The following is a 23595-nucleotide window of genomic DNA, read 5'->3' as shown; positions in this document are numbered from 1 at the left end:
CCTGCCGAATTCCTTCGAGGTACCCAATGGACTTACTGTTTTATAAAGATGCTTATCAAAAATCCTGCGACGCAACTGTAACCTATTCTGAAAAGGGTCAAGTCCGCCTGGATCAAACGTTATTTTATCCAACAGGCGGTGGACAACCCGGAGACAGCGGTTGGTTAGAGCTTTCTGACGGCACAAAAAGTAAAATTATCGAAGCCAAAAAAGGTACAAATCACGAAGATGTTATATTGCACCTTGAAGAAGGTGCCAATGCTCCACAAGCTGGTGATAAGGTAACTGCCTGTTTGGATTGGGAGCGCCGTTATGCTCACATGAAAATCCATTCCTGTCTGCACCTGCTGTGTGCCTCTGTCATCGGTGACGTGACTGGCGGCCAGATCAGTGACGTTAAAGGTCGCTTGGATTTTAACTTGCCCGACACGGCAATTGACAAAGCCGCACTTGAAGAGAAAATCAATCAACTTATTTCAGAGAACCACCCGATAACGCAGGACTGGATTTCAGATGAAGAACTGGATAACAATCCGTCTATGGTTCGGACGATGTCCGTCAAACCACCGCGTGGATCAGGCAAAATACGCTTGGTGAAAATTGGTAAAGATGTTGACCTGCAACCCTGTGGCGGAACACATGTAAAATCAACGGGTGAAATTGGCCTAATCAAAATTGGCAAGGTTGAAAACAAAGGCAAACAGAACCGCCGTATCAGCCTGACATTTGCATCATAATACAGAAAAAATACTGCCTTGGGGGACACTACCTTGTCTGAAAAATTTAATTCTGTCGTATCAACACAGTGGCTCGCAGACCATCTAGATGCCCCAGACGTCAGGGTTGTTGATGGCACTTATTATCTGCCTAATGAAAACAAAGATGCACGCGCTCTATACGAAGAAGCGCATATTCATAACGCGGTTTTCTTTGATATCGACGAAATTTCCGACAACGAAAATCCCCTCCCCCATATGATCCCAAGCGATATCAAGTTCGCATCCAAAGTGAGAAAATTAGGTCTTGGGGACGGTAATAGAATTGTTGTGTACGATCAGCGTGGTCTATTTTCAGCTGCGCGTGTCTGGTGGATGTTTCGACTATTTGGGCACAAGGATGTCGCAGTATTGGACGGTGGTCTTCCGAAATGGCGATCAGAGCATCGTCCCGTAGATGATGACACCGTTCACCCCGGTGAACGACACTTTACCCCCCGTTTCAACAGTTTTCTTATTCGCGACAAAGAACAACTTCTTCGCAATATTGAAACCGGAAAAGAACAGGTTCTAGATGCAAGAGCAAGTGGACGGTTTAAAGGGGAAGTGCCTGAACCGCGCGCGGGTATTCGCTCGGGCCATATTCCTGATTCGTACAATCTTCCCTTCACAAATCTCTTTAAAGAAGACGGCACCTTAAAAGAAACTCAAGAAATTAAAAGCGCATTTGAGGAAGCAGGAATTGATTACAGCAAGCCTGTCGTTACATCTTGTGGCTCCGGCGTTACTGCGGCGGTATTGAGCCTTGGCTTAGAGCTGACGGGACATAAAAAAACATCGTTATACGATGGATCTTGGTCCGAATGGGGACAGGAAGGTAACACACCTGTTGTAACCGAATAACTCATTAATTATTGAGATACCTATTGCTTATTGTTGTTTTTAGAGCTTCCGTACCATTAATTTGAGTACGCCAAGAGCTGGACTATAAAATCAGTATTAGAATAAAACTATAAGATGAAACCAATCACCGAAAAAAAACAATCCGGTTCTGAAAAACAACAAACGATTAATGCCCGCTTTGTAACAGGAAGCATTCTTCGGCATGTGATCAATATGACGGCAACCACCTCTGTCGGTTTGATGTCGATCTTTTTTGTTGAACTGGTTGATATGTATTTTATCAGTCTGCTGGGGGAAGAATCTCTGGCGGCTGCAATTGGGTTTTCCGGTGCGATTACATTCTTCATTTTCTCAATAAGTATTGGACTGTCGATAGGATTAGCAGCTGTCGTCGCCAGAGTTATCGGGGCTGGTCAGGGTGACCAAGCAAAAAGAGTTATCTTTAACGGCCTGCTCACCTCTTTCGTTATGATGTCCTTAATTGCAGTTCCCGTTTATCTCTATACCGAACAGCTTTTATCCCTCGTTGGAGCCGAAGGGAAAACACTGGAATTCGCAGTAAAGTATATGAAGATCACAGTGATATCTTTGCCGATCATTTCCATTGGTATGTCGATGGGAGCAGTACTACGTGCTGTGGGAGCAGCTAAGGCATCCATGATATCAACGGTGCTGGCTGGCCTAGTTAATATCATACTTGATCCACTCTTCATTTTTACGCTGGATTTTCATATCGAAGGTGCGGCCTATGCAACCTTGGTTGCCCGCTTGACCATGGCAATCGTAGCCGCATGGGTACTTGCACGCCAGCTGGGTTTATCTGTGTTCAAGTTTCAGGGCGGATTAAATCGCGATATCTCTTCAATTTCGAAGATAGCAGTTCCAGCAGCTCTAACTAGCTTGGCGACCCCTTTTGCCAATTCTTATGTCACAACATCTGTTGCAGAATTTGGTGCCGATGCGGTTGCCGGCTTGGCGATCATCGGACGTATAACGCCCTTTGCTTTTGGCGCCGTTTTTGCCTTGTCAGCCGCCATTGGTCCGATTGTTGGTCAAAATATTGGTGCCGTTCAAACCCAACGTGTTAAATCAGCACTTAACAGCTCGCTTCTGGTTATATTTGTCGTCGTTTGTGTAACATCACTCATAATGACACTTTTTGCAGATACAATCGCAACAATCTTTAATGCCTCTGGCCTCAGCGCAGAACTTGTTGTCTTCTTCTGTGTTTTTACCTCGTGGAGTTTTATCTTTAGCGGCGCCCAGTTCATAGCAAATGCAGCCTTTAACAACATGAATAGAGCAACATGGTCGACATTTGCCAACTGGGCGAAAGCAACAGTAGGTACAGTTCCTTTTATTTGGCTTGGTGGTGAATGGGCCGGAGCAAAAGGTATTGTCGCGGGACAGGCTATCGGATCTGTACTTTTTGGCTTCATCACGATTATCGTGGCCTATAAAATAGTGAGTTCTCCAATTAAAAATCCAAACAAACAAGATGACAGAACACGTTATTTCGGGGCATGGTTACCTGCTATATTACCTCAGTTCGGTTGGCAGAGATTCATGGAAGAAAGGTGGAATGCGGACCAGCGTGATAAAAATAACGGTGACTAACTTTTAGCAATTCTGCCAAAACAACCTAGAGAATTGATCAAGAGAAAGATTAAGAGCATGACCACCGCTCCTCAAATTGAAGTAACAATCTCTTTTCTCGAAATGTTAGAAAGACCTCACAATCTAAATTTGCATTCACCACAAGGGGAAAAAACATCCCTTATCCGTGCTTATAAACCAACTCTGTCCTTTTATCGTTACCTGTACAACACGATAGGGGAACCTTGGTTATGGTGGGAAAGACGTACGCTGTCTGACGATGAATTATTGCAAATAATTCAGGATGAAAATGTAGAGATCTACGTTCTTTATTATGACGGTGTTCCCGCAGGATATGCGGAACTTGATAGACGCACCCCCAAAGAGATTGACCTCGCCTACATGGGGCTAATACCCGACTTTATTGGCCAAAAACTTGGTCCCTATCTATTGTCATCAGTCATTGATATTGTCTGGTCATACGAACCTAAACGTTTAACAGTCAATACCTGTAGCCTTGATCACCCCAGAGCACTCAGCGTATATCAGAAGCATGGATTTAATATCTACGATAGAAACATCAAAATAATTGATGACCCAAAATTTAACGACACAGCACAATAAAGGCATTCAGTTAATAACCAAAAACCCGCCATTAGCTACCAATTTGTTTGGCCCTCTTTCGAGTGTTATAGTGCCATTAACAAAATGACGTTCATAGATTTCCTGGTAGTTACCGTATCTCTGTAAAACCCGATAAGACCAATTTGTATCAAGTCCGAGTTCTGTCCCAAGGGAACCTTTGACACCCAGTAACTTTTGAATTTCGGGATTGATCGTTGTTGAAGCTATATAATCAACATTTTGAGAATTTATATCCCAACGCTCGCTTTCCAATAATGTATGTGCATAAAATTGCACGATAGTTTTCCAGTCCTCATCTCGAGATGAAACAATCATCCCTAAGCTATTATTTGAAGACGAAGAACTCAAAACGAACGGATCAGGAAAGATCCCGGATATTTTTTGTAAAAAAATAGATTGCTCGACCCTAGGCAGTGCCACGGCTCTGCATCCATGACTTTTCACAGCTTTAAATAGTTCGCCTTCAGACTTATAACTCACAACCCCAAAGCTAACCTGATGTTTTTGACTGAATATCGCTAGGCTCGTTTTATCAATCCATTCAAGTGAGCAAATTTTCTTGCCATTGAGATCATCAACTCGATAGCCTTTGAATAGAATAGCAACATCAAGATTATTGAGGAAAAGCGTTGCTATGTTTTGATGATGCTCCTGATGCGATAAGCGCCGACTATCTGCCAATGCAATAACATCAACTTTTCCTTCAGCCAGGTTTCGGCCAGCATTGCTTTCGTTCAACGTAATTAATTTTACAGCACTTGGATCTGGAAACAGAGCTAATGCAAGACCGCGACACAGCTCTCTCCCCATATCATCTATTGGTGATTTGGAAAGAAAAGTCGTTTTGACAACGCCACACCGAAGATATCCCCGGTCCTCGACCCTGTCGCGAACTTCACCTGCATTTGAATAACTGAAGAGGCCAATGTACCCAATAACGACAAGTAAAGGATACCAGATATATTGGGTAATATTTTGTTTCATGAAATCAGCGTTCAGCAACTCATAAATAGTTCAATAAATAACACCCAATATATCACAAACTTATTTTTTCTCGATAAGTTCGATTTTATAGCCGTCTGGGTCTTCAATAAAAGCAATTACAGTAGAGCCGTGTGCCATCGGACCAGGCTTTCGAGGAATATTGACACCTTCTTTTTCAAGTAACTCACAGGTTTTGTATATGTCAGGCACACCGAGCGCTAAATGACCAAATCCGTTCCCAAGATCGTAGGCATCAGTTTGATCCCAATTATGGGTGAGTTCAATAACAGTATTATTGTCTTCATCACCATACCCCAGAAAGGCTAAGGTAAACTTTCCGGAAGGGTAATCGTTTTTTCGCAGAAGCTTCATACCAAGATGACGAGAGTAAAAATCAATAGATTTTTCAAGATCCAAAACTCTGATCATCGTATGTAAAAACCGAAAGGAGGTATTTTCTGACATATTTTTTCCTTAGATATACAAGTATTTTGGTAAAAAATTAATGCTTAGCTTCCGCAATAACGGATAAAATTGTCTTTGCAGCTTTTGTACTCGGCATATCGTCCCCGGCTTTTAACTTCACAATCGCCTCTCGATAGCCATTGATCTGTTCTTCTCTTTTTTCTTTATTGTGAAAGAGAGAAGAGATCTGCTTTACCAGATCAGGAGCATTGCACTTTTCCTGTATTAATTCTGGTTGAACTTCCCGGTCCAACAGAATATTGGCAAGACTTGCGTATTTTATCTTCACAAGAAATTTTGCCAGAAAAGCCGTAACCGGAGACACTTTGTAAGCAACGACTGTTGGAACATGGTCGACTGCCAGCTCCAAAGCAACCGTCCCCGAAGCAGCCAAAGCAACATCTGAACATTTAAATGCTTTATGTTTGCCCGTTACGCCTTCGATAACACGAACAGGTGTTGGCCAATTATCGGCTAAATCATCAATAGCAGAACGAACATTTTTCACTGTGGGAATAACACACTGTAAATTCGGTAGGGTTTTCACCAATTCCGCAACAGCCTCTTTAAAGACAGGCCCAAGCCTTGCAACTTCACCCCGGCGGCTACCGGGTAATACAGTAAGGATTGGGGCCGTAGCATCAAGTGAAAGCTCTTTACAGATTCCAACTCTATCCAACACAGCCATCAGCTCACCTTCAAGAACAGGATGACCGACAAACGTTGTCGCCAAGCCATGCTTCTCAAAATACGGAGGCTCAAAAGGAAGGAGAGTCAGCAAATGATCAAGATATTTTGAAATCTTCTCAGCTCGTTTAGGCTTCCATGCCCATACCGACGGCGCGACATAATGAATAAGAGGTATCGATGTCTCTTTAAGGCCCTTGCTTACTTTTAAGCTAAAGCCCGGCGCATCAATTGTGATAAGGGCTGATGGTTTTGTTTCGAGAACATGTTCTTTGGTTTGTTTTATACGTCTTAAGATATTGGGGATGTGGGGCAACACTTCGGCCAACCCCATAACAGATATCTCTGTAATAGGAAAAAGGCTTTCCAAGCCTTCAGCGGCCATACGTTCACCACCAATACCCATAAATCTTATGTTACCCTGCGTTTCGTCCTTTAATGCGGCCATGAGGCGTGCGCCCAGCTGATCACCCGAAGGTTCACCGGCGATGATATAAAGTAAAGGAACGTTGTTTTTGGGCTCAGTCATAATCAGCAGGTTCAATTCCTATAAGAAAGAGCCCTGCCTCATTGGCAAGTTGAACGACAGCATCTCGGTCAACAACCAAGGCACCACCAGCTTCAATCGCTATCCCCCTTAGTCCAGCTTTAACGGCTCTTTTTACAGTTTCCACGCCAATCGTTGGTAAATCAGCTCGTCGTTCCTGCTGTGGTTTTTTTAGCTTAACCAAAACACCACCAGCAGCGTCACGTTTCAGGTCGGCACAACGATCGATAAGTGCATCAGTGCCCTCAATAGCTTCCACCCCAAGGACAAGTCCTTGTTGTACGACAACCGACTGTCCAACATCAGCTAAGCCCATCAAGCGACCAACTTCAACGCCGCGCTTGATATCTGCGTAAGCTTGATCGTCAGGGGTATGTTTCCCATAAGTCTCTTTAGTTGCTAAAAGATCATGCAAAATATCATCGACCCCAATAAGGTTAAAACCTTCAGCTTCGAGGGCAGAAACAACCGATTTTAGCAACCCATCATCCCCAAGGCTCTTTGCGCCTATCTTTGCAAAGAATTGCAAGGCACGCCAGTCAGGACGAAGCTCTGCCATTGAGGGTCTTTTGACAGGCCCAATCATGACTAGATCTGTTACTTGTTCTTTTCTTAATGTAGAGAGGATTTCACCCGCAGCGCCCAATCTCGACCAAAAGTGATTTATGCCCGTGATTGTTTCGTTATCTGTTTGCCCTTTAAAGGCAACGACAAAGAAATCTCGTCCGGTCTCTTGGCATAATTTAATCAAACGCCGGGGAAGTTCTCCTCCCCCGGCTAAAATTCCAAGCTTGCCGGACATTTATTTCGGTTGGCAAATAGCACGCGAAGAGTCTGTGCCAATAAAGTCCAGAACTTCTTTCGCAGTAGGATTATCAGAATAGGTTTTCTTCGCGTTTTCAAGGCGTTCAGAAAGCGTTCCTTCATCAGAGAAAAGCATTTTGAAAACGGATTGTAAGCTGGAAATATCATCACGTGGCACACCATGGCGTTTCATGCCAACAAGATTAAGCCCGCTCAATCTTGCGCGTTCCCCCATAACCATACCAAAGGGAATGACATCATTTTCAACACCAGACATCCCGCCAATCATGGCATTACGTCCAATCCGAACGAACTGATGTACAGCTGAAAGTCCGCCGATTATGGCATAATCATCAACTTCAACATGACCGCCCAATGTCGCGTTATTCACAAGAATAACATTATTACCAAGAATACAATCATGGGCTATGTGAGCAGACATCATCAGAAGGCAGTTATCACCTACTCTCGTAACTAGTCCGCCACCCGTTGTTCCGGGGTTAATTGTTACGTGTTCACGAATACGATTATTCTTGCCAATAACAAGCTCTGACTTTTCACCATCAAACTTTAAATCTTGTGGTTGATGCCCAATCGAAGCAAACGGGAAAATAACGGTTCCCTCGCCGATAGAAGTATTTCCTGCAATAACAACATGGCTATGTAAAACAACATTTGCATCCAGTTTTACGTTTGAACCAACAATACAATAAGGTCCGATTTCAGCTGTTTCATGAACTGTCGCACCATCTTCAATGATCGCGGTGGAATGAATAGTCACAATCAGTCGTCCATAATCATTGCGGCAAATTTGGCTTCGGCGACAAGCTTTCCATCAACCATTGCTTTACCCTCAAACTTCCAAACAGCGCCACGGCTACGTGTTTTCGTAACATGAATTTTTAGTTGGTCCCCAGGTGTAACTGGCTTACGGAAACGGGCTTCGTCAACCGTCATGAAATAGACCAATTTACCCGCTGCTTCGCCATCTAGGGTCTCAACAACAAGTACTGCCGCCGTTTGCGCCATGGCTTCAACTATCAAGACCCCGGGCATAATCGGTTGTCTAGGGAAATGTCCCTCGAAGAAAGGCTCATTAATAGTTACATTCTTTAGGCCTACAGCACCTTCGTCTTTGATAATATTATCAACACGATCAATGAGTAGGAAAGGGTAACGATGGGGAATCATTTCCTTGATTTCAAGGATGCCTACAGAGCGTCCCTCTCCCGTTGTTACAGCTTCTTCACTCATTTAACTACCTTTCTTCGTATTCAACTGTTTTTTCCACATTGCAACCAAACGGAAAAAATCTTTAATCGGCATAGCAGGAGTACCGGCAACGGTCTGTCCAGCTTCTACATCTTTGATAACAGCAGCACGTCCGGCAATTTGAACACCTGTTCCCATCGTAATATGGCCGCTAACACCCGATTGCGCCCCCATCACCACATAATCACCAAGAACACTACTACCAGCAATGCCCGACTGAGCAACAACTACGCACTGCTTACCCATTTGAACGTTGTGGCCAATTTGTACAAGGTTATCGATTTTTGTCCCATCACCAATAATAGTATCAGGACCGGCGCCTCTATCAATCGTAGAGTTCGCACCAATCTCTACATTATTACCGACAATAACCCGCCCTAATTGAGGAACATCAACATACCCATCAGGTTCCATTGCAAACCCAAATCCACGGTTGCCTATACGGACCCCAGAATGAATCTGACAATTGTTCCCGATAAAAGCATATTCAACAGTCGCATTTGCGCCAACACTCGTATTTTCGCCAATTTTGCAACCGTCGTGGATAACGACGTTAGGTGCGAGATAACACCCACTTTTAATCTCGACATTTTCTCCAATAGCCACACCAGCAGAAATAACACAGTTATCGCCTACAGAAGCTGTCTTTGCGATGACGGCTGTCGAATGAATAGAACCAGATACAACTTTATTATCGGAATAAAATTTCTGGGCAATCAGAGCATACGATTTATACGGCTTATCAGTCAGTATCAGCGATGTTCCCGTCGGAGTTTTTCCCGCAAACTTTTTTTCCAGAATGCAAACACCTGCTGACGTATCAGCCAAGGCAGAAACGTATTTCTTGTTATCCAAAAAACTAATTTCTGTTTTACCCGCGTCCTCTAAAGCTCCGACGTCTGTAACGAGAAAATTCGGGTCTGAACCTTCAGAAAGCTCCCCCCCGACATAGTCGCAGAGTTCTTGTAGAGAAAAAGGACCCGCATTATGAAAAAACCGAGAATCAGCCATGATATCAGGTGCTCAAATACTATTTTAATGTCAACGCAGGTAACGAAGCATTCAGCTTTTGGATAACTTCATCTGTTACATCAAGGCTACTCTGGGAATAAACTAAAGACGTCTTTGCCAAAATCAAATCTAATTTTCTTGCATCGACGATCTGATTAATAACGACATCAAGGTGTTTTTTGATTTCATTCAATCCAGAGTTTCTTAATTGAGTAAGGCTCTTGTTCCGTTCTTTAGCTTCACTACGAATCATTGCAGCTTGCTTATCCAAATCGGCTTTCTGTTGTGCAAATACTTCAGGCGCAAGAATAGATTTTTGCCTAACCAACTCCTGATGTTTGCTCAATAAACCTTGTTCTTTTTGACGAAACTCTTGTTGGAACTGATTCTTGCGTCCCACAACAGTTTGATTAACTTGCTGCATCGCCTTTGAAGATTGAAATACTTTTTTAGTATCAACAACCGCAATTTTAAGAGCTAAATCTTGGGCAGTCGCACCAGATTTCACCGCAAATATTCCACCAAAGACAGCGACAACAACAAAAAGAGTGGCAATTTTTTTCATATAAATCATTACTTAAAAACTAGTCCCAAAGCTAAAGCTAAATATTTCAGTTTCGTCATAATCTTCTTTTAATGCGGCAAAACCAAGATCCATTGCCAAGGGCCCAAAAGGTGAAGACCACGTCAGGCCAGTACCAAAGCTAACCCTCGGGTTTGAAGAGTCATCAACACCTGAATCATTGCCATCAATGTTCCATGTTGCCCCAAAGTCAGAGAAAACACGCCCCTTGACACCAAATTCTTCAGGTAAGCCAAGCGGGAAAGTTAACTCAACACTACCGTTATAGAAATGTTTCCCACCAAGGGCATCATCACTGCCTTTATCTCGAGGCCCAACGCCACCAGATTTAAAGCCACGAAGTTTATCACCACCAAGGAAGAACCTATCAACGATACGCGTATCTTCGTCTAAGCCGATAATATTACCAACCTCTGCACGAGATTTTAAAATCAAATCTTCTGAGAATGAATAATAGTTGGTTCCACCTAATGTGACCTTCAAGTGCTGTACATCACCACCAAGGCCTGCAAGCTCATTTTCAAAGGTAAGAAGATAACCATCTGTCGGCGAAATCCGAGAGTCTAGTTTGTCATAGGTCAAAGTTGAAGATACAGCTGATTTAATCGAAGTACCTTCTTGCTCTTTAACAAGTTGAGCAGCATCAGAATCAATATTCTCAATCTCAATATGCTCAAAACGATACCGCAAGACCTGGCGTAATTCTTCAGACAAATCATAACCAATACGAAGCGCAGCCCCTGTCTTCTTTTCGTCGAAAGCAAGACTGTCTTCTTCCCGGGTAATCCTGAATATATCAAAGCCCGCTGCAATTTCTTTATCCAAGAAATAAGGTTCTGTAAAACTGATATCGGCTTCAGAACCAGATCCTGCCAAGGCAATATTAAATCTTAAATCCTGTCCTTTTCCTAAGAGGTTTCGTTCCCGAATACCAATAGATCCAAGCGGGCCAGAGGAAGATGAGAAACCAGCACCAAAAGTCAATTCACCGGTTGATTGTTCTTCGACATCAACTTTAATAACCGTTCGATCTGGCGTGCTACCAGGCTCATTATTTACTTCCACAGACTGGAAGAAACCAAGCCTTTGTATCCGAGATCTAGACCTTCTAAGTTTCGAGCTATTAAAAGCGTCCCCTTCTACAAGGCGGAACTCTCTACGAATTACCTTATCAAGCGTACGGCTGTTTCCTTCGATATCGATACGTTCGACATATACTTTCGAGCCTTCAGAAATACTAAAGACAAGGTCGATGACTTTATTTTCAGTATCTTTTTCCGGCAAAGGTCTCACATCGACAAAAGCATACCCCAAATCCCCGACTGCATCGGTGAGGTTATCAACGGTCTTATCGATAAGATCTGCATTATACCATTCATTTTCTTCCGGAAGAATTTGGTCTTCAACTGTTGCAGGATCAAAATCCTTTAACCCACTCTCAACATCAATAACTCCGAACTTATAACGTTCGCCTTCATTAATCGTGAAGGTAACGACAAAAGACTCTCTGTTCGATGTTAACTCAGCAATGACTGACTGAACCTCAAAGTCGGCATAGCCTTCTTTCAGATAAAACCGTCTCAACAATTCTCTATCAAAGGTCAAACGATCGGGGTCGTAAGTATCGCTATCCGTCAGAAAGTTCCAAAAAACAGTTTCAGATGTAGAGACAATGCCTTGCAATTTTCCATCAGAAAACTCTCTGTTTCCGATAAAATTAACCGTCGTAACATAGCTTCGGTCACCTTCGGCAACCTCAAATACCAAATCAACTCTGTTCTGCGGTAACTGTATAACTTTTGGTTCAACCGTAGCAGCAAAGCGTCCTGAGCGGCGGTAAAGTTCTAATATTTTTTGCGCATCGGCTTGTGCTTTTGTACGGGTAAAAACAACTCTTTCTCTCAAGGTTGTTTCTGCAGAAAGGATCTCATCATCAAGACGTTGATTACCTTCAAAGGCAATTCTGTTAATAATCGGATTTTCGACAACAACAACAATCAGATCACCACCCTGACGCTTCAAAGAAACATCCGCGAAAAGACCTGTTGCAAAGATACTTTTCAAGGATCGATTCAAAAGAACGGGGTCAAAGGTATCACCTGGGTTCACTTCCATATAGGAGCGAACGGATTCAGGCTCAATTCGTTGTGTTCCCTCGACAACAATATTGTCAATGGTACCGCCAGACATAAGAGCCTGAGCAAAAACTTTCTGACTATTTCCAGCTTCTAAAACTAGAAATAGCCCCCCAATTAATAGCGAAAAAAGCGTCTTACGAAACACATTTACCCCCGGGTAACCCGCATGAACTTGATTTCACAAGCAGATTTAGAACGATTTATATAATCCATAAATCGTTCCAGGTCACAAATAACATTAAGCTCAATACCAGAGCCAGTCCAATTCTGAAACAATATTCTTGAGCTCGTTCATTTAACGGCTTACCAGAAACGGCCTCAATCATATAAAAAAGCAAATGCCCACCATCAAGCATAGGGACAGGCAATAGATTTAAAAGCCCCAGATTGATAGACAGCATTGCCATCAAACCAATATAATACTCTAACCCAGCTTCGGCAGCCATACCAGACATCTTGGCTATTTGAATAGGTCCACCAAGTTCCTCCACAGAACGGTGCCCAGTAAACATTTGTCCAATAGCTTTGAAGGTGCCGATAGAGACGTCATAAGTCTCAACGACAGCTGCGCTAACTGCAGATATAAAGCCATGCGTTTTTACCGATGATTGGTCGCTCTGGATACCAATTAACCATCGTTTGGCTTTACGGCCATTATGATCTGTATAAAGATCAACCTTTGGCTGAACAGTCAGATAAACTAGTTCACTATCTCTCTCGACAACAACATCAATCGGATCTCCGGACCCTAATTGCACAAGACGTTGAAGTTGCTCAAAACGATCTATTTCTGTACCAGCAGCTTCTATAATCTTGTCATTCGTTTGAAAACCGGCAGCCTCTGCCGCACTGTTCTCCATAATTTGGGTAACAATAGCAGCTGAATAAGGCTGTCCGACGAAACTGTACAGTCCAGTTAAAAGAACAATAGCCAGAATAAAGTTAGCAATCGGTCCAGCAGCGACAATAGCAGCGCGCTGACCTAATGATTTCCCTTTGAAAGTTGTTGCAAGTTCTTCCGGGGATAAGTCTGAATTTTCAGCCGATGTTGAGCTGCTAACATCTGCATCTCCAAACATCTTCACATAACCGCCCAGCGGAATAATGCTGAATTTCCAGCGCGTTTGATTCTTATCGTAAAACCCAAATAACTCAGGACCAAAGCCAACGGAAAAAACATCAACCTTTACACCATTCTTTCGCGCGACCCAGTAATGTCCGAGTTCATGAAAGAAAACCAGAATGGTTAGAAGCACTAAAAATGCGAGAAGTGGTGTAATAAATCCCATTAGATAAATCTTATAACCATTGTTATTATAATCATATTACTCAAGAAGGACGGCATATTAGCCCTTTGCTCCCCTATTCAAAAGCTTTTTTGCAGAACAAATAAGTTAAAACTTCAATTTATTTGTGCCCTGCTCCAATTCCGAACTTCCACGTCCACCATTTTCACCGTTTCAAGCGAATTAATGTCTATCCCATCAAAAATACAAACTGCTTTTTCGACAAGTTCAGATATTCCCAAAAAGGACATCCTTTTCTGTAAAAATGCTTCGACCGCAATCTCGTTCGCAGCATTAAACACAATCGTTTTATGATTCCGAAGGGCTTCTCTGGCAATTTCGAGGGCAGGAAATTTATCGTGATCCGGTGTTTCAAAAGTCAGTTTGGAAATTTCCGCTAAATCAAGTTGCTTAACAGGGGTTTTCATTCTTTCAGGCCAAGCAAGTGCACAAGCTATGGGGGTTCTCATATCAGGGTCCCCCAACTGAGCAAGTACGGACCCATCAATATAGCTCACGGTTGAATGAATAATTGATTGCGGATGAATTAAAACCTTTATCTGCTTCTCAGACAGGCCAAACAAATAGGCCGCCTCGATTAGCTCTAGCCCTTTGTTCATCATTGTCGCAGAATCAATCGAAATCTTCGCCCCCATATCCCAATTGGGATGAGCAAGTGCTTGTTGAGGCGTAACAGTCTCCATTTCCTGCTTTGAAAAACATCGAAATGGCCCGCCGGATGCGGTCAAAGTAATATGGTCGATACCAAGTTTATTCTCAAAATCGAACACTTGAAAGATCGCGTTATGCTCTGAATCCACAGGAAGGAGGGTTGCGTTATTTTTACGGACCTCCTCAACCATTAGATCCCCTGCACAAACAAGCGCTTCTTTGTTTGCCAGAAGAATGGTTGCGCCGCGCTTAATAGCAATTAAAGTCGGCGCCAGTCCAGCAAAACCAACAATAGCAGCCATAACTTGATCCGCAGGACGTGCAGCTGCTTCCAACAGAGCTTCTTCACCCGCAGCAACTTTGATGTTTTTTCCTGATAAGGCATTTTTCAGATCATTGTAAGCCTTCTTGTCAGCGACGACAGCCATTTTGGCATTAAGCTCAATAGCCTGCTGTGCGAGCAAATCAACATTCTTATTTGCGGTTAAAGCCTCAACATCAAACAATTCTGGGGATCGCTTTAACAAATCAACGGTGCTGGTGCCAACTGACCCCGTAGAGCCCATGACAGTTATAGATTTCTTCACTACAGCACCTTTACCTTACAACGGTTTGAGTTTGATGTACGTCCATAAATACGGTTGTATTAATACACAAGATGAATAAGAAAAACTAATAAAGAACAAGCCAAAAGTCCGTCCACTCGATCAAATAAACCACCATGACCGGGGATAAGATTACTGGAATCTTTGGCATCGAATTTACGCTTAATGTGCGACTCAAAAAAATCACCCATTTGAGAAACAACAGCCAAGCCAGCCCCGAAAAAACCCTGAAGGATCGGGTTGAAAAGCTCTGTCGCGATAGCAAAACCAAAACTGATGGCAGCGGCAGCAATCATCCCGCCAATTAAACCCGCCCACGTTTTCTTCGGACTAATACTTGGCGCTATCTTTGGGCCGCCGATCGATTTTCCTGAAAAATAAGCCCCGATATCTGTAGACCAAACAACCAGCAATATCCAAAGAACAATTTCAAATCCATTATCAGAGCCATTGCGAAGCCACAATAAGGAATAGGTTGTAACAGAAACGTATCCCAACCCTAAAGTTAACCAAAAAGCCTGAGGAAAATCCCGTTCAATAAACTTTGTATAGGCAAAAATTAGAACAGTGCATAGTAACAACACTGGAATGAAAAGCTCTTCAAACCCCAATGCCCCCAACACCAGTAACGTTGTTACACTGGCGACAAGCAACCACCCAGGAACTTTGATGTGACGACGTCCTGTCAACATTGCCCATTCCCAAGAAAGAATGAGTGCGCAGAGAACAATCAATCCATCGCTATAAGGTGAGCCGAAATAAACAGCGGCAAGAACTGGCGGACCAAGAACAATTGAAGAAAGCGACCGAATTAAAAGGTCGCTCTTTTTAGGCTGTTTCGGCTGCGGATCCATAACGTCGCTCACGTTTTTGGTACTCCTCAATAGCCGAAATCAAATCTTGTTCAGAAAAGTCGGGCCAATATTTTTCAATAAAAACCATCTCGCTATAGGCAAGTTGCCAAAGCAGGAAGTTACTTATACGCATTTCCCCACTGGTACGTATAAGAAGATCTGGATCCGGAATATCCGAAGTATAAAGCTCTTGTTCAAAACAAGACTCTGTTATTTCGTCGCTTTTCAGATCGCCACGTTTAACTTTTAGAGCAATATTTTTAGTTGCTTCAACAATCTCTTGTCGACCGCCATAGCTCAAAGCCATAACAACCGTCATCTTTGTATTATCACGCGTTTGTTGTTCAGCGTCTTCAATCAAACGAACAATATCCGTTGCAAGTTTAGAACGGTCTCCAATGACCTTTAGACGAATACCAGCTTTATGGAATGTTGCCAGTTCACTTTGTAGATACCTGCGCAACAATCCCATAATATCATTGATTTCACTTTCAGGACGATTCCAGTTCTCTGATGAGAAGCTGTAAAAGGTCATGTAAGGAATACCAATTTTTATTGCAGACTTAAGCAACTCGCGCAAAGCTTCGGCACCTTTACGATGCCCAAATGCCCGGGGCAAATGTCTCGCATTTGCCCACCGACCATTCCCATCCATTATGACGGCAATATGCTTTGGTATTCCTGTGGTCATCGCTAAATCAGAACAATCATGCAGTCTTAAACCTGCATGATTTCCTCTTCTTTTTGCGCAGTTGCGTCATCAATCTTCTTGATATGAGCATCTGTTATTTTCTGAATTTCATCGCCCCAGCTATGCATTTCATCCTGAGAGATTTCACCGTCTTTTTCCATCTTCTTCAGGGCTTCCATACCATCACGGCGAACATTACGAACAGCAACTTTGCCTTGCTCAGAATACTTACCAGCAATTTTAGTCAGCTCTTTACGACGTTCTTCGGAAAGCGGTGGAATAGGAACACGAACCAATTGGCCATCTGGGGATGGATTTAAACCAAGTCCAGATTCTCTAATCGCCTTTTCAACAGCACCAACCATTGATTTGTCCCACACCTGAACCGCAAGCATCCGAGATTCGGGCACGGTCACGGTTCCAACCTGAGTAAGAGGCATAGAGGCGCCATAGGCATCAACCATGATAGGATCAAGTAGCGCAATAGATGCACGTCCTGTCCGTAACCCGGTAAATTCCTTATTCAGTGATTCAAGCGCACCATCCATACGACGTGATAAATCTTTAATGAGGGCATCTTGCGACACAGCCTATCCCCTTCTTATTTAATAATAGTAAAACAACCTTCACCGCCAACGGCTTTGGCGAAAGAACCTGTTTCATAGATAGAAAACACAATAATCGGTATATTATTTTCCCGCGTCAGTGCAATAGCAGAATGATCCATCACACCTAAATCATCCGTAAAGACACGCTTATAAGAAAGACTTTCAAAGCGTTCTGCAGTTGGATCTTTTACAGGATCAGCAGAGTAGACGCCATCAACTTTTGTACCTTTCAGCAATACTTCACATCCCATTTCCGAGGCGCGCAGAGCAGCAGCCGTATCGGTCGTGAAATAAGGATTACCCGTACCAGCACCAAAAATAACGACCCGCCCTTTGTCCAGATGGCGTTCTGCGCGTCTACGAATATAAGGCTCGGCAACAGTATCCATAGGGATAGCGGTTTGAACACGGGTTTCAACCCCAACCTGTTCCAAAGCATTCTGCATTGCCAGCGAGTTCATCACAGTTGCAAGCATGCCCATATAATCAGCAGTTGAACGCTCCATACCGGCAGCAGCGCCGGAAAGCCCGCGGAAGATATTACCCCCACCAACGACAACACAGACCTCTACGCCCATCGCGACGACTTCTTTAATATCTAGCGCAATCTGGTTTACTGTCTCAGGATCAAGCCCGAACTGGCCATTCCCCATAAGCGCTTCACCAGAAAGCTTTAAAAGAACACGTTTATATTTGGGTGCGTCTGTCACAGAGATCTCCTTTGTCCACTGCGATACCAAATCATCCTGTTATCCGAACACTCTTCTAGCGTAAAAATGTGCTCGAAAAAAGACAATCCTAGTGGAAGCGAGTGATTTTGAATACAAAAATGGCCCCGACCTCTCTCCCCACAGGAAGAACAGATCGCGGCCAAATTCGTGATTTACTTAGTTACCGAGTGTCGCAGCAACTTCAGCAGCAAAGTCTTCTTCTTTTTTCTCAATGCCTTCACCAAGCTGGAAACGAACGAAACCAGTTAGCTTTACAGGAGCACCAAGTTCTTTAGCAAAAAGCTCAACAGCTTTACCGACAGAATTTTCACCATCGATAACATAACCCTGCTCTAGCAAGCATACTTCTTCGTAATACTTGCGAAGACGGCCAACGAGCATTTTCTCGATGATTTCTTCTGGTTTACCAGAAGCACGTGCCTGATCAGAAAGAACCTCTTTCTCACGCTCAAGAGCAGTAACGTCAACAGAGTCACGATCAAGCGCCTGCGGGTTAGCAGCAGCAACATGCATTGCAACCTGCTTACCGAAAGCTTCAAGCTTAGCCGCATCACCAGATGATTCAAGAGCAACCAACACACCAATTTTACCAAGACCAGGAGCTGTCTGATTGTGGATGTAAGAAGCAACAACACCTTCACTAACCTCCAAAGAAGCAGTGCGACGTAGGCTCATGTTTTCGCCGATAGTTGCGATGTTTTTAGTCAACACGTCAGCAACAGTACCCTCACCACCTGGGTAATCAGAATTTGCAAGTGCCTCAACATCACCACCAACAGTCAGAGCCTGCTGAGCAACAGCTTTAACGAAAGACTGGAACTGTTCGTTACGAGAAACAAAGTCTGTTTCTGCGTTAACTTCAACAACAGCACCTTTGGCACCGTCGGTAGAAACAGCAACAAGACCTTCTGAAGCGACACGACCTGCTTTTTTAGCAGCGGCAGCAAGGCCTTTTTTACGAAGCCAATCAACGGCTCCTTCTAAGTTACCATCAGTTTCGGCAAGGGCTTTTTTACAATCCATCATGCCGGCACCGGACTGATCCCGGAGTTCTTTAACCAGAGCAGCAGTAATCTGGGCCATTTTCTATCTCTTTTCAGAAATTAAATATCAACATAGACACAAGTACGAGAACGGCGGCATACGAGCCGCCGTTCCAATCGTTCATTTGCGAACAGCTTAAGCTTCAGCAGCAGCGGCTTCGGCAGGAGCTTTCTCTTCAGAAGCAGCTTCAACGGCTGGCGCTTCTTCAGCAACGGCAGCTTCAGGTAGCTGCTCGGCAGGTGCTTCTTCAGAAGCACCGATATCTGCACCAGAAGCAGTCAACTCTTGCTGAAGACCATCGATAACCGCATCGGCAAAGAGGTCACAGTAAAGGCTGATCGCACGGATAGCATCATCGTTACCAGGAATTGGGAACGTGATGTCAGCAGGATCAGAGTTTGAATCAAGGATACCAACAACAGGAATTTTTAGTTTCGCTGCTTCAGCAATTGCAAGGTGTTCCTTGTTTGTGTCGATAACAACGATCACATCAGGAATACCACCCATTTCCTTAATTCCACCAAGAGCGCGCTCTAGCTTATCGCGCTGACGTGTAAGATTAAGAAGTTCTTTTTTAGTCAGGCCACCCTGATCGTTGTCAAGACGCTCATCAAGCTCTTTCAGACGACGGATAGAGTTAGAAACTGTTTTCCAGTTCGTGAGCATTCCGCCCAACCAACGGTGGTTAACATAGTACTGACCACAGCGTTTTGCTGCTTCAGCCATTTTCTCACTTGCCTGACGTTTTGTTCCAACGAACAGAACGCGACCGCCACCGGCAACAACTTCACGTGTGAAAGCAAGACCTTTGTGGAGCATTGGTACGCTCTGCTCAAGATCAAGAATGTGGATGCCGTTACGTGCACCAAAAATGTACTGAGACATTTTCGGGTTCCAACGACGAGTTGTGTGACCGAAGTGAACACCAGCTTCTAGAAGCTGACGCATTGTAAATGTAGGAAGCGCCATAGAATAAACCTTTTCTCTTCCGGTTAAACTTCCGCAAGCCGTAATCGCTATCCAAGATAGAGACACCAGAAACGACGAACAAACTGTTCTCGTTAGACCTACGTGTTGTTTTAGTGATGTTGCGGGTGATACTCTTCTAGAGCAAAGGATGCAAGTCTTTTCTCACCCACAAATGCATTCATCATAATTATATCATCAAAAGCATCATATATCAGGTATTAAACCTCTTCCAAATCGATACCTTCGATTGCCTTGATTGCCTGACGGATAGAAGGCGAAACAGTATAGCCTTTTGATAGCTCCAATTCCAGTTCCTGACCATCTTTCAGACCCAAAACAACCGAAATACGCCCTCGTCCCTTTACAGCATGATTATCCAGTATCGTTTTTAATGGCTCCAAGGGCTTATCAGAGTTTATATATAGCTTAAGGCCCGTGTCTGTTAACGATGCTGCATCATCAAGAGGCGTAACCGCCTGAAGAAGAAACCGGGGTTCGTCATCATCCGGCTTAACTTCTCCCGTAAGGGTCGCTAAAATGGGGACTTTACTCTCTAGGGTTTCACGACTGGCCAAAAGTACATTAGAGAAGACCATGGCCTCTATCGTACCATGCGCATCAGAAATCTGTACAAAGGCAAATTTAGAGCCCTTTTTGGAAATTCGTTCCTGTTTACCGACAACAATCGCACCAATTTTAAGGGGACCACCCTGGCCTTTGTATTTCTTGGTTTGTTCGATAGCCTCGGCAATATTAATGGCTCGCAAGCGTTTTAAAATCTGGGTATAGGTATCAATCGGATGCGCAGAAAGATAAAAACCAATCGCGTCAAATTCGTGTTTTAGCTTTTCCAGTTCAGGCCAATCCGGCACCTTCGGCAAAGCCAAGTCAATCATGGTTGTATTATCATCACCGCCAAAAAGATTAACTTGATCACTCTCTCTTTCTTGCGCTGCTGCGGAAATATTTCGAACAATATTTTCCGCGCCCAAGAAAACCTGTTGTCTATTGGGTGACAGGCTATCAAATGCCCCAGCCTTAGAGAGGTTTTCTACCAAGCGTTTATTGATGGTTTTCGAATCAACCCGTCCGACCAAATCAGTCAGATCCTTGAAAGGACCATTTTCATTTCGTTCGTTCGTTATGTTCTCAATAGCCTGTTCACCAACATTTTTAACTGCTGCCATCGCATAGCGAACCGCCTTATTACCGTCGTCCATGGTTTCAACCATAAACTCGGCATAGGACTTGTTGATATCCGGTACCAACAAGGGAATCTCAAGGCGCGACAGTTCTTGCCTGAAAATATTCAGCTTATCAGTATTTGAGATATCATAGGTCATAGTCGCCGCCATGAACTCAACAGGATAATTCGCTTTTAGATAAGCTGTATGATAGGCAACCAGTGCATAGGCCGCGGCGTGACTTTTGTTAAAACCATAACCCGCAAATTTATTGACCTGATCAAAGATCTCATCGGCCTTCGTGGCTTTAACGTCGTTTTTGACGGCCCCCTCAACAAAGATCTTTCGTTGCGCATCCATCTCCGCCTGAATTTTTTTACCCATGGCACGGCGCAACAAATCCGCACCGCCCAATGAGTATCCTGAAAGCTGCTGCGCGATCTGCATCACCTGTTCCTGATAGATCATAATCCCATAAGTTTCTTTCAAGATATCCTCGATCAAGGGATGCATATAATCAGGCGTTTCCTCACCTTTTTTTCGAAGAATATAGCTCGGAATATTTTCCATGGGACCAGGTCGATAAAGCGCCACGACCGCGATGATATCCTCGAACCTATCAGGTTTCATTCGTTTGAGAACATCGCGCATACCAGTGGATTCCAGCTGGAATACACCAACCGTATCTCCACGCCCAAGTAACTCAAAGGAAGCCTTATCGTCCAACGGCACTTCACTGAGATTAATCTGTATGCCCGAAGACCGGATAAACTCGCAAGCGCGCTCCAAAACAGTCAAGGTTTTCAAACCAAGAAAATCGAATTTTACCAAACCAGCTTGTTCAACAAACTTCATATTGAACTGTGTTACTGGCATATCTGAACGTGGATCTCGGTAAAGCGGTACCAGCTGGTCAAGTGGCCGATCCCCAATCACAACCCCCGCGGCATGGGTCGACGCATGGCGGTAAAGGCCTTCAATCTTTTGGGCAATGTTCAAAAGATTATCGACGGCTTCATCGGTACGGGCCATCTCTCTAAGTTGAGGCTCTTGCGCAATCGCCTCTGGCAAAGATGTTGGTTTGGCCGGATTATTCGGCACAAGCTTACTCAAACGGTCCACTTGTGGATATGGCATTTGCAAAACACGACCAACGTCACGGAGTGCTGCTCTCGCCTGCAACTTACCAAAAGTGATAATCTGCGCAACCTTATCCCGCCCGTACTTATCCTGTACGTAGGTAATCACCTTGTCGCGTTTGTCCTGACAGAAATCCACATCAAAGTCAGGCATAGATACACGTTCCGGGTTCAAGAACCTTTCGAAAAGCAAGCCCCAACGCAAAGGATCAAGATCGGTAATTGTTAAAACCCAGGCCACTACAGATCCCGCACCTGATCCACGCCCGGGACCAACCGGAATATTTTGTTCCTTTGCCCACATAATAAAATCGGCAACAATAAGGAAGTAACCGGGGAAGCCCATCTGTTCGATGATCCCCAACTCATACTCAAGCCGCTCTCGATAAGGCTTAGCCACCTCTTCACGCTCAGCGTCATCCATATCAGCCGTAAAGACGTGTTTTTCCAGACGGCCTTCCAGCCCGACCTCTGACTGATGGCGTAATTCTTCGGTTTCGGATCGGCCATCCCCCGTGTCAAACGGTGGCAGGATCGGCGCAATTGGTTCTACAAACCAGGAACAACGTTGCGCAATGACCAGAGTATTCTCAATAGCCTCTGGTATATCCGCGAAAAGCCGCTTCATTTCATCAGCAGATTTGAATCGATGCTCAGGCGTCAGGCGGCGACGCTCACTTTGAGAAACGTAAGCCCCTTCCGCAATACAAATCAGAGCATCATGCGGCAGATACATATCATCAGCGGCAAAAAAGGCCTCGTTTGTCGCAACCAGCGGAACACAATGTTTATAAGCCAGATCAATCAAACGATCTTCAATTGCTTGCTCTTCAGCTAACCCGTGGCGCATCAGCTCTACATAAAAACGGTCCTGAAAAATGCCCGCCAATTGCGTAAAAATAGCCCCTGCATCAGCAGTTCTATTTTCCAATAACAAACGCCCAACAGCCCCTTTCGGGCCTGCACTCAAGGCGATTAAACCTTCATTACTACGCTCAAGATCGGCAAGAGTCACCTGTGGTGTCAGTCCTGTTTCTGTCTCCATAAAGGCATGAGAAATCAGGTGCATCAAGTTCATGTAGCCCTTTTGGTTTTGGGCAATGAGAACCAATTGATCAGGCTCGGGAACAATCGCACCTGTCCGTTTATCAGCATCGGGACGCGCAACCATTAACTGCGTCCCCATAATTGGCTGAACACCTGCACCTTTGGCTGTCAATGAAAATTCAAGCGCCCCGAACATGTTACTACTGTCGGTAATTGCAGCAGCCGGCATATCATGCTTCTTGCACAACTCGACAAGTTCTTTAGCCTTAATAGCGCCTTCAGACAGGGAATAAGCGGTATGAACCCGAAGATGAACAAAGTCGGCATACGCCATAAGAAAACTCTCAAATCAAATAAAACTGTAACCTCAATATTTCAGGATCAGCTATACTCCAGATAGCTTGGAAAAGGCAA

General features: G+C 44.1%; 22 protein-coding genes. 4 read left to right on the top strand and 18 right to left on the bottom strand.

From position 1 onward, the window contains the following. The first annotated feature begins 26 nt into the window (after window positions 1-26). The 4 genes from ACN0QW_RS04540 to ACN0QW_RS04525 all read left to right on the top strand — a co-directional run bounded on the left by ACN0QW_RS04540 (window position 27) and on the right by ACN0QW_RS04525 (window position 3839). Entirely contained in the window at window positions 27-737 is a 711-nt protein-coding gene (locus ACN0QW_RS04540) for an alanyl-tRNA editing protein (RefSeq protein WP_417429148.1), read from the top strand. Window positions 738-770: 33 nt separating this feature from the next. After that, window positions 771-1619 carry a 3-mercaptopyruvate sulfurtransferase gene (gene sseA, locus ACN0QW_RS04535; protein ID WP_417429146.1) on the top strand — a complete coding sequence of 283 codons (849 nt, stop codon included), beginning with the start codon at window positions 771-773 and terminating at the stop codon, window positions 1617-1619. Between the two features lie 114 nt (window positions 1620-1733). After that, window positions 1734-3236, top strand: a complete 1503-nt coding sequence (locus tag ACN0QW_RS04530; protein ID WP_417429144.1) for an MATE family efflux transporter — start codon at window positions 1734-1736, stop codon at window positions 3234-3236. Between the two features lie 57 nt (window positions 3237-3293). Continuing rightward, window positions 3294-3839: a GNAT family N-acetyltransferase gene (locus ACN0QW_RS04525; RefSeq protein WP_417429142.1), complete on the top strand. Its 546-nt coding sequence runs from the start codon at window positions 3294-3296 to the stop codon at window positions 3837-3839. A 6-nt stretch (window positions 3840-3845) separates the two neighbouring features. Here the strand turns inward: ACN0QW_RS04525 and ACN0QW_RS04520 are convergent, their stop codons facing one another. From ACN0QW_RS04520 to dnaE, 18 genes are all read right to left on the bottom strand, one after another. Then, window positions 3846-4844 carry a hypothetical protein gene (locus ACN0QW_RS04520; protein WP_417429140.1) on the bottom strand — a complete coding sequence of 333 codons (999 nt, stop codon included), beginning with the start codon at window positions 4842-4844 and terminating at the stop codon, window positions 3846-3848. 60 nt (window positions 4845-4904) lie between these two features. Then, a complete protein-coding gene (gene gloA / locus ACN0QW_RS04515; protein ID WP_299376262.1) occupies window positions 4905-5309 on the bottom strand; it encodes a lactoylglutathione lyase in 405 nt (134 codons plus the stop codon). Between the two features lie 37 nt (window positions 5310-5346). Beyond that, on the bottom strand, window positions 5347-6525 hold the full coding sequence (gene lpxB, locus ACN0QW_RS04510; RefSeq protein WP_417429137.1) for a lipid-A-disaccharide synthase: 1179 nt from the start codon (window positions 6523-6525) through the stop codon (window positions 5347-5349). After that, on the bottom strand, window positions 6518-7345 hold the full coding sequence (locus ACN0QW_RS04505) for an LpxI family protein (protein WP_299376267.1): 828 nt from the start codon (window positions 7343-7345) through the stop codon (window positions 6518-6520). The genes lpxB and ACN0QW_RS04505 overlap by 8 nt, the downstream gene beginning before the upstream one ends. Beyond that, window positions 7346-8134, bottom strand: a complete 789-nt coding sequence (gene lpxA, locus ACN0QW_RS04500) for an acyl-ACP--UDP-N-acetylglucosamine O-acyltransferase (RefSeq protein WP_417429662.1) — start codon at window positions 8132-8134, stop codon at window positions 7346-7348. Beyond that, window positions 8131-8601, bottom strand: a complete 471-nt coding sequence (gene fabZ, locus ACN0QW_RS04495; RefSeq protein ID WP_085900269.1) for a 3-hydroxyacyl-ACP dehydratase FabZ — start codon at window positions 8599-8601, stop codon at window positions 8131-8133. The genes lpxA and fabZ overlap by 4 nt, the downstream gene beginning before the upstream one ends. Further along, the gene (lpxD, locus tag ACN0QW_RS04490) at window positions 8602-9630 is read right to left on the bottom strand and encodes a UDP-3-O-(3-hydroxymyristoyl)glucosamine N-acyltransferase (protein WP_417429135.1); all 1029 of its coding nucleotides are present in this window, start codon (window positions 9628-9630) and stop codon (window positions 8602-8604) included. A 19-nt stretch (window positions 9631-9649) separates the two neighbouring features. Next, window positions 9650-10195, bottom strand: a complete 546-nt coding sequence (locus tag ACN0QW_RS04485; RefSeq protein ID WP_417429133.1) for an OmpH family outer membrane protein — start codon at window positions 10193-10195, stop codon at window positions 9650-9652. Window positions 10196-10207: 12 nt separating this feature from the next. Further along, complete coding sequence (gene bamA / locus ACN0QW_RS04480) at window positions 10208-12496, bottom strand: outer membrane protein assembly factor BamA (RefSeq protein ID WP_417429131.1); 2289 nt, start codon at window positions 12494-12496, stop codon at window positions 10208-10210. A 55-nt stretch (window positions 12497-12551) separates the two neighbouring features. After that, entirely contained in the window at window positions 12552-13640 is a 1089-nt protein-coding gene (gene rseP, locus ACN0QW_RS04475) for an RIP metalloprotease RseP (RefSeq protein ID WP_417429129.1), read from the bottom strand. Window positions 13641-13753: 113 nt separating this feature from the next. Then, window positions 13754-14875, bottom strand: a complete 1122-nt coding sequence (locus ACN0QW_RS04470) for a 1-deoxy-D-xylulose-5-phosphate reductoisomerase (protein ID WP_417429660.1) — start codon at window positions 14873-14875, stop codon at window positions 13754-13756. An 80-nt stretch (window positions 14876-14955) separates the two neighbouring features. After that, window positions 14956-15780, bottom strand: a complete 825-nt coding sequence (locus ACN0QW_RS04465) for a phosphatidate cytidylyltransferase (RefSeq protein ID WP_417429127.1) — start codon at window positions 15778-15780, stop codon at window positions 14956-14958. Beyond that, window positions 15743-16459: an isoprenyl transferase gene (locus ACN0QW_RS04460; RefSeq protein ID WP_417429125.1), complete on the bottom strand. Its 717-nt coding sequence runs from the start codon at window positions 16457-16459 to the stop codon at window positions 15743-15745. Before ACN0QW_RS04460 ends, ACN0QW_RS04465 begins: the two co-directional genes overlap by 38 nt. 26 nt (window positions 16460-16485) lie before the next feature. Then, window positions 16486-17007, bottom strand: coding sequence for a ribosome recycling factor (gene frr, locus ACN0QW_RS04455; protein WP_299376316.1), 522 nt, complete (start codon window positions 17005-17007; stop codon window positions 16486-16488). 53 nt (window positions 17008-17060) lie between these two features. After that, window positions 17061-17777, bottom strand: a complete 717-nt coding sequence (pyrH, locus tag ACN0QW_RS04450) for a UMP kinase (RefSeq protein WP_417429123.1) — start codon at window positions 17775-17777, stop codon at window positions 17061-17063. Between the two features lie 177 nt (window positions 17778-17954). After that, window positions 17955-18881 (bottom strand): translation elongation factor Ts, encoded by a 927-nt coding sequence (gene tsf, locus ACN0QW_RS04445; protein WP_417429121.1) that lies wholly within the window; start codon window positions 18879-18881, stop codon window positions 17955-17957. Between the two features lie 96 nt (window positions 18882-18977). Continuing rightward, a complete protein-coding gene (gene rpsB / locus ACN0QW_RS04440; RefSeq protein ID WP_417429119.1) occupies window positions 18978-19811 on the bottom strand; it encodes a 30S ribosomal protein S2 in 834 nt (277 codons plus the stop codon). A gap of 218 nt (window positions 19812-20029) precedes the next feature. After that, on the bottom strand, window positions 20030-23515 hold the full coding sequence (gene dnaE, locus ACN0QW_RS04435) for a DNA polymerase III subunit alpha (protein ID WP_417429117.1): 3486 nt from the start codon (window positions 23513-23515) through the stop codon (window positions 20030-20032). Between the last annotated feature and the right edge of the window lie 80 nt (window positions 23516-23595).

Source organism: Kiloniella sp. (assembly GCF_048259265.1).
In the GTDB taxonomy this organism is placed as follows: domain Bacteria; phylum Pseudomonadota; class Alphaproteobacteria; order Kiloniellales; family Kiloniellaceae; genus Kiloniella.
This window is presented reverse-complemented; position numbering and strand designations above follow the sequence as displayed.

Excerpts from the sequence above, each read along its gene's own strand:
- rseP (WP_417429129.1), bottom strand. The coding sequence starts at position 13,640 with ATGGGATTTATTACACCACTTCTCGCATTTTTAGTGCTTCTAACCATT.
- ACN0QW_RS04525 (WP_417429142.1), top strand. The coding sequence starts at position 3,294 with ATGACCACCGCTCCTCAAATTGAAGTAACAATCTCTTTTCTCGAAATG.
- ACN0QW_RS04505 (WP_299376267.1), bottom strand. The coding sequence starts at position 7,345 with ATGTCCGGCAAGCTTGGAATTTTAGCCGGGGGAGGAGAACTTCCCCGG.
- ACN0QW_RS04470 (WP_417429660.1), bottom strand. The coding sequence starts at position 14,875 with ATGGGCTCTACGGGGTCAGTTGGCACCAGCACCGTTGATTTGTTAAAG.
- tsf (WP_417429121.1), bottom strand. The coding sequence starts at position 18,881 with ATGGCCCAGATTACTGCTGCTCTGGTTAAAGAACTCCGGGATCAGTCC.
- frr (WP_299376316.1), bottom strand. The coding sequence starts at position 17,007 with ATGGATGGTGCGCTTGAATCACTGAATAAGGAATTTACCGGGTTACGG.
- ACN0QW_RS04540 (WP_417429148.1), top strand. The coding sequence starts at position 27 with ATGGACTTACTGTTTTATAAAGATGCTTATCAAAAATCCTGCGACGCA.
- ACN0QW_RS04485 (WP_417429133.1), bottom strand. The coding sequence starts at position 10,195 with ATGAAAAAAATTGCCACTCTTTTTGTTGTTGTCGCTGTCTTTGGTGGA.
- ACN0QW_RS04520 (WP_417429140.1), bottom strand. The coding sequence starts at position 4,844 with ATGAAACAAAATATTACCCAATATATCTGGTATCCTTTACTTGTCGTT.
- lpxB (WP_417429137.1), bottom strand. The coding sequence starts at position 6,525 with ATGACTGAGCCCAAAAACAACGTTCCTTTACTTTATATCATCGCCGGT.
- gloA (WP_299376262.1), bottom strand. The coding sequence starts at position 5,309 with ATGTCAGAAAATACCTCCTTTCGGTTTTTACATACGATGATCAGAGTT.
- dnaE (WP_417429117.1), bottom strand. The coding sequence starts at position 23,515 with ATGGCGTATGCCGACTTTGTTCATCTTCGGGTTCATACCGCTTATTCC.
- ACN0QW_RS04460 (WP_417429125.1), bottom strand. The coding sequence starts at position 16,459 with ATGACCACAGGAATACCAAAGCATATTGCCGTCATAATGGATGGGAAT.
- fabZ (WP_085900269.1), bottom strand. The coding sequence starts at position 8,601 with ATGAGTGAAGAAGCTGTAACAACGGGAGAGGGACGCTCTGTAGGCATC.
- rpsB (WP_417429119.1), bottom strand. The coding sequence starts at position 19,811 with ATGGCGCTTCCTACATTTACAATGCGTCAGCTTCTAGAAGCTGGTGTT.
- lpxD (WP_417429135.1), bottom strand. The coding sequence starts at position 9,630 with ATGGCTGATTCTCGGTTTTTTCATAATGCGGGTCCTTTTTCTCTACAA.
- ACN0QW_RS04530 (WP_417429144.1), top strand. The coding sequence starts at position 1,734 with ATGAAACCAATCACCGAAAAAAAACAATCCGGTTCTGAAAAACAACAA.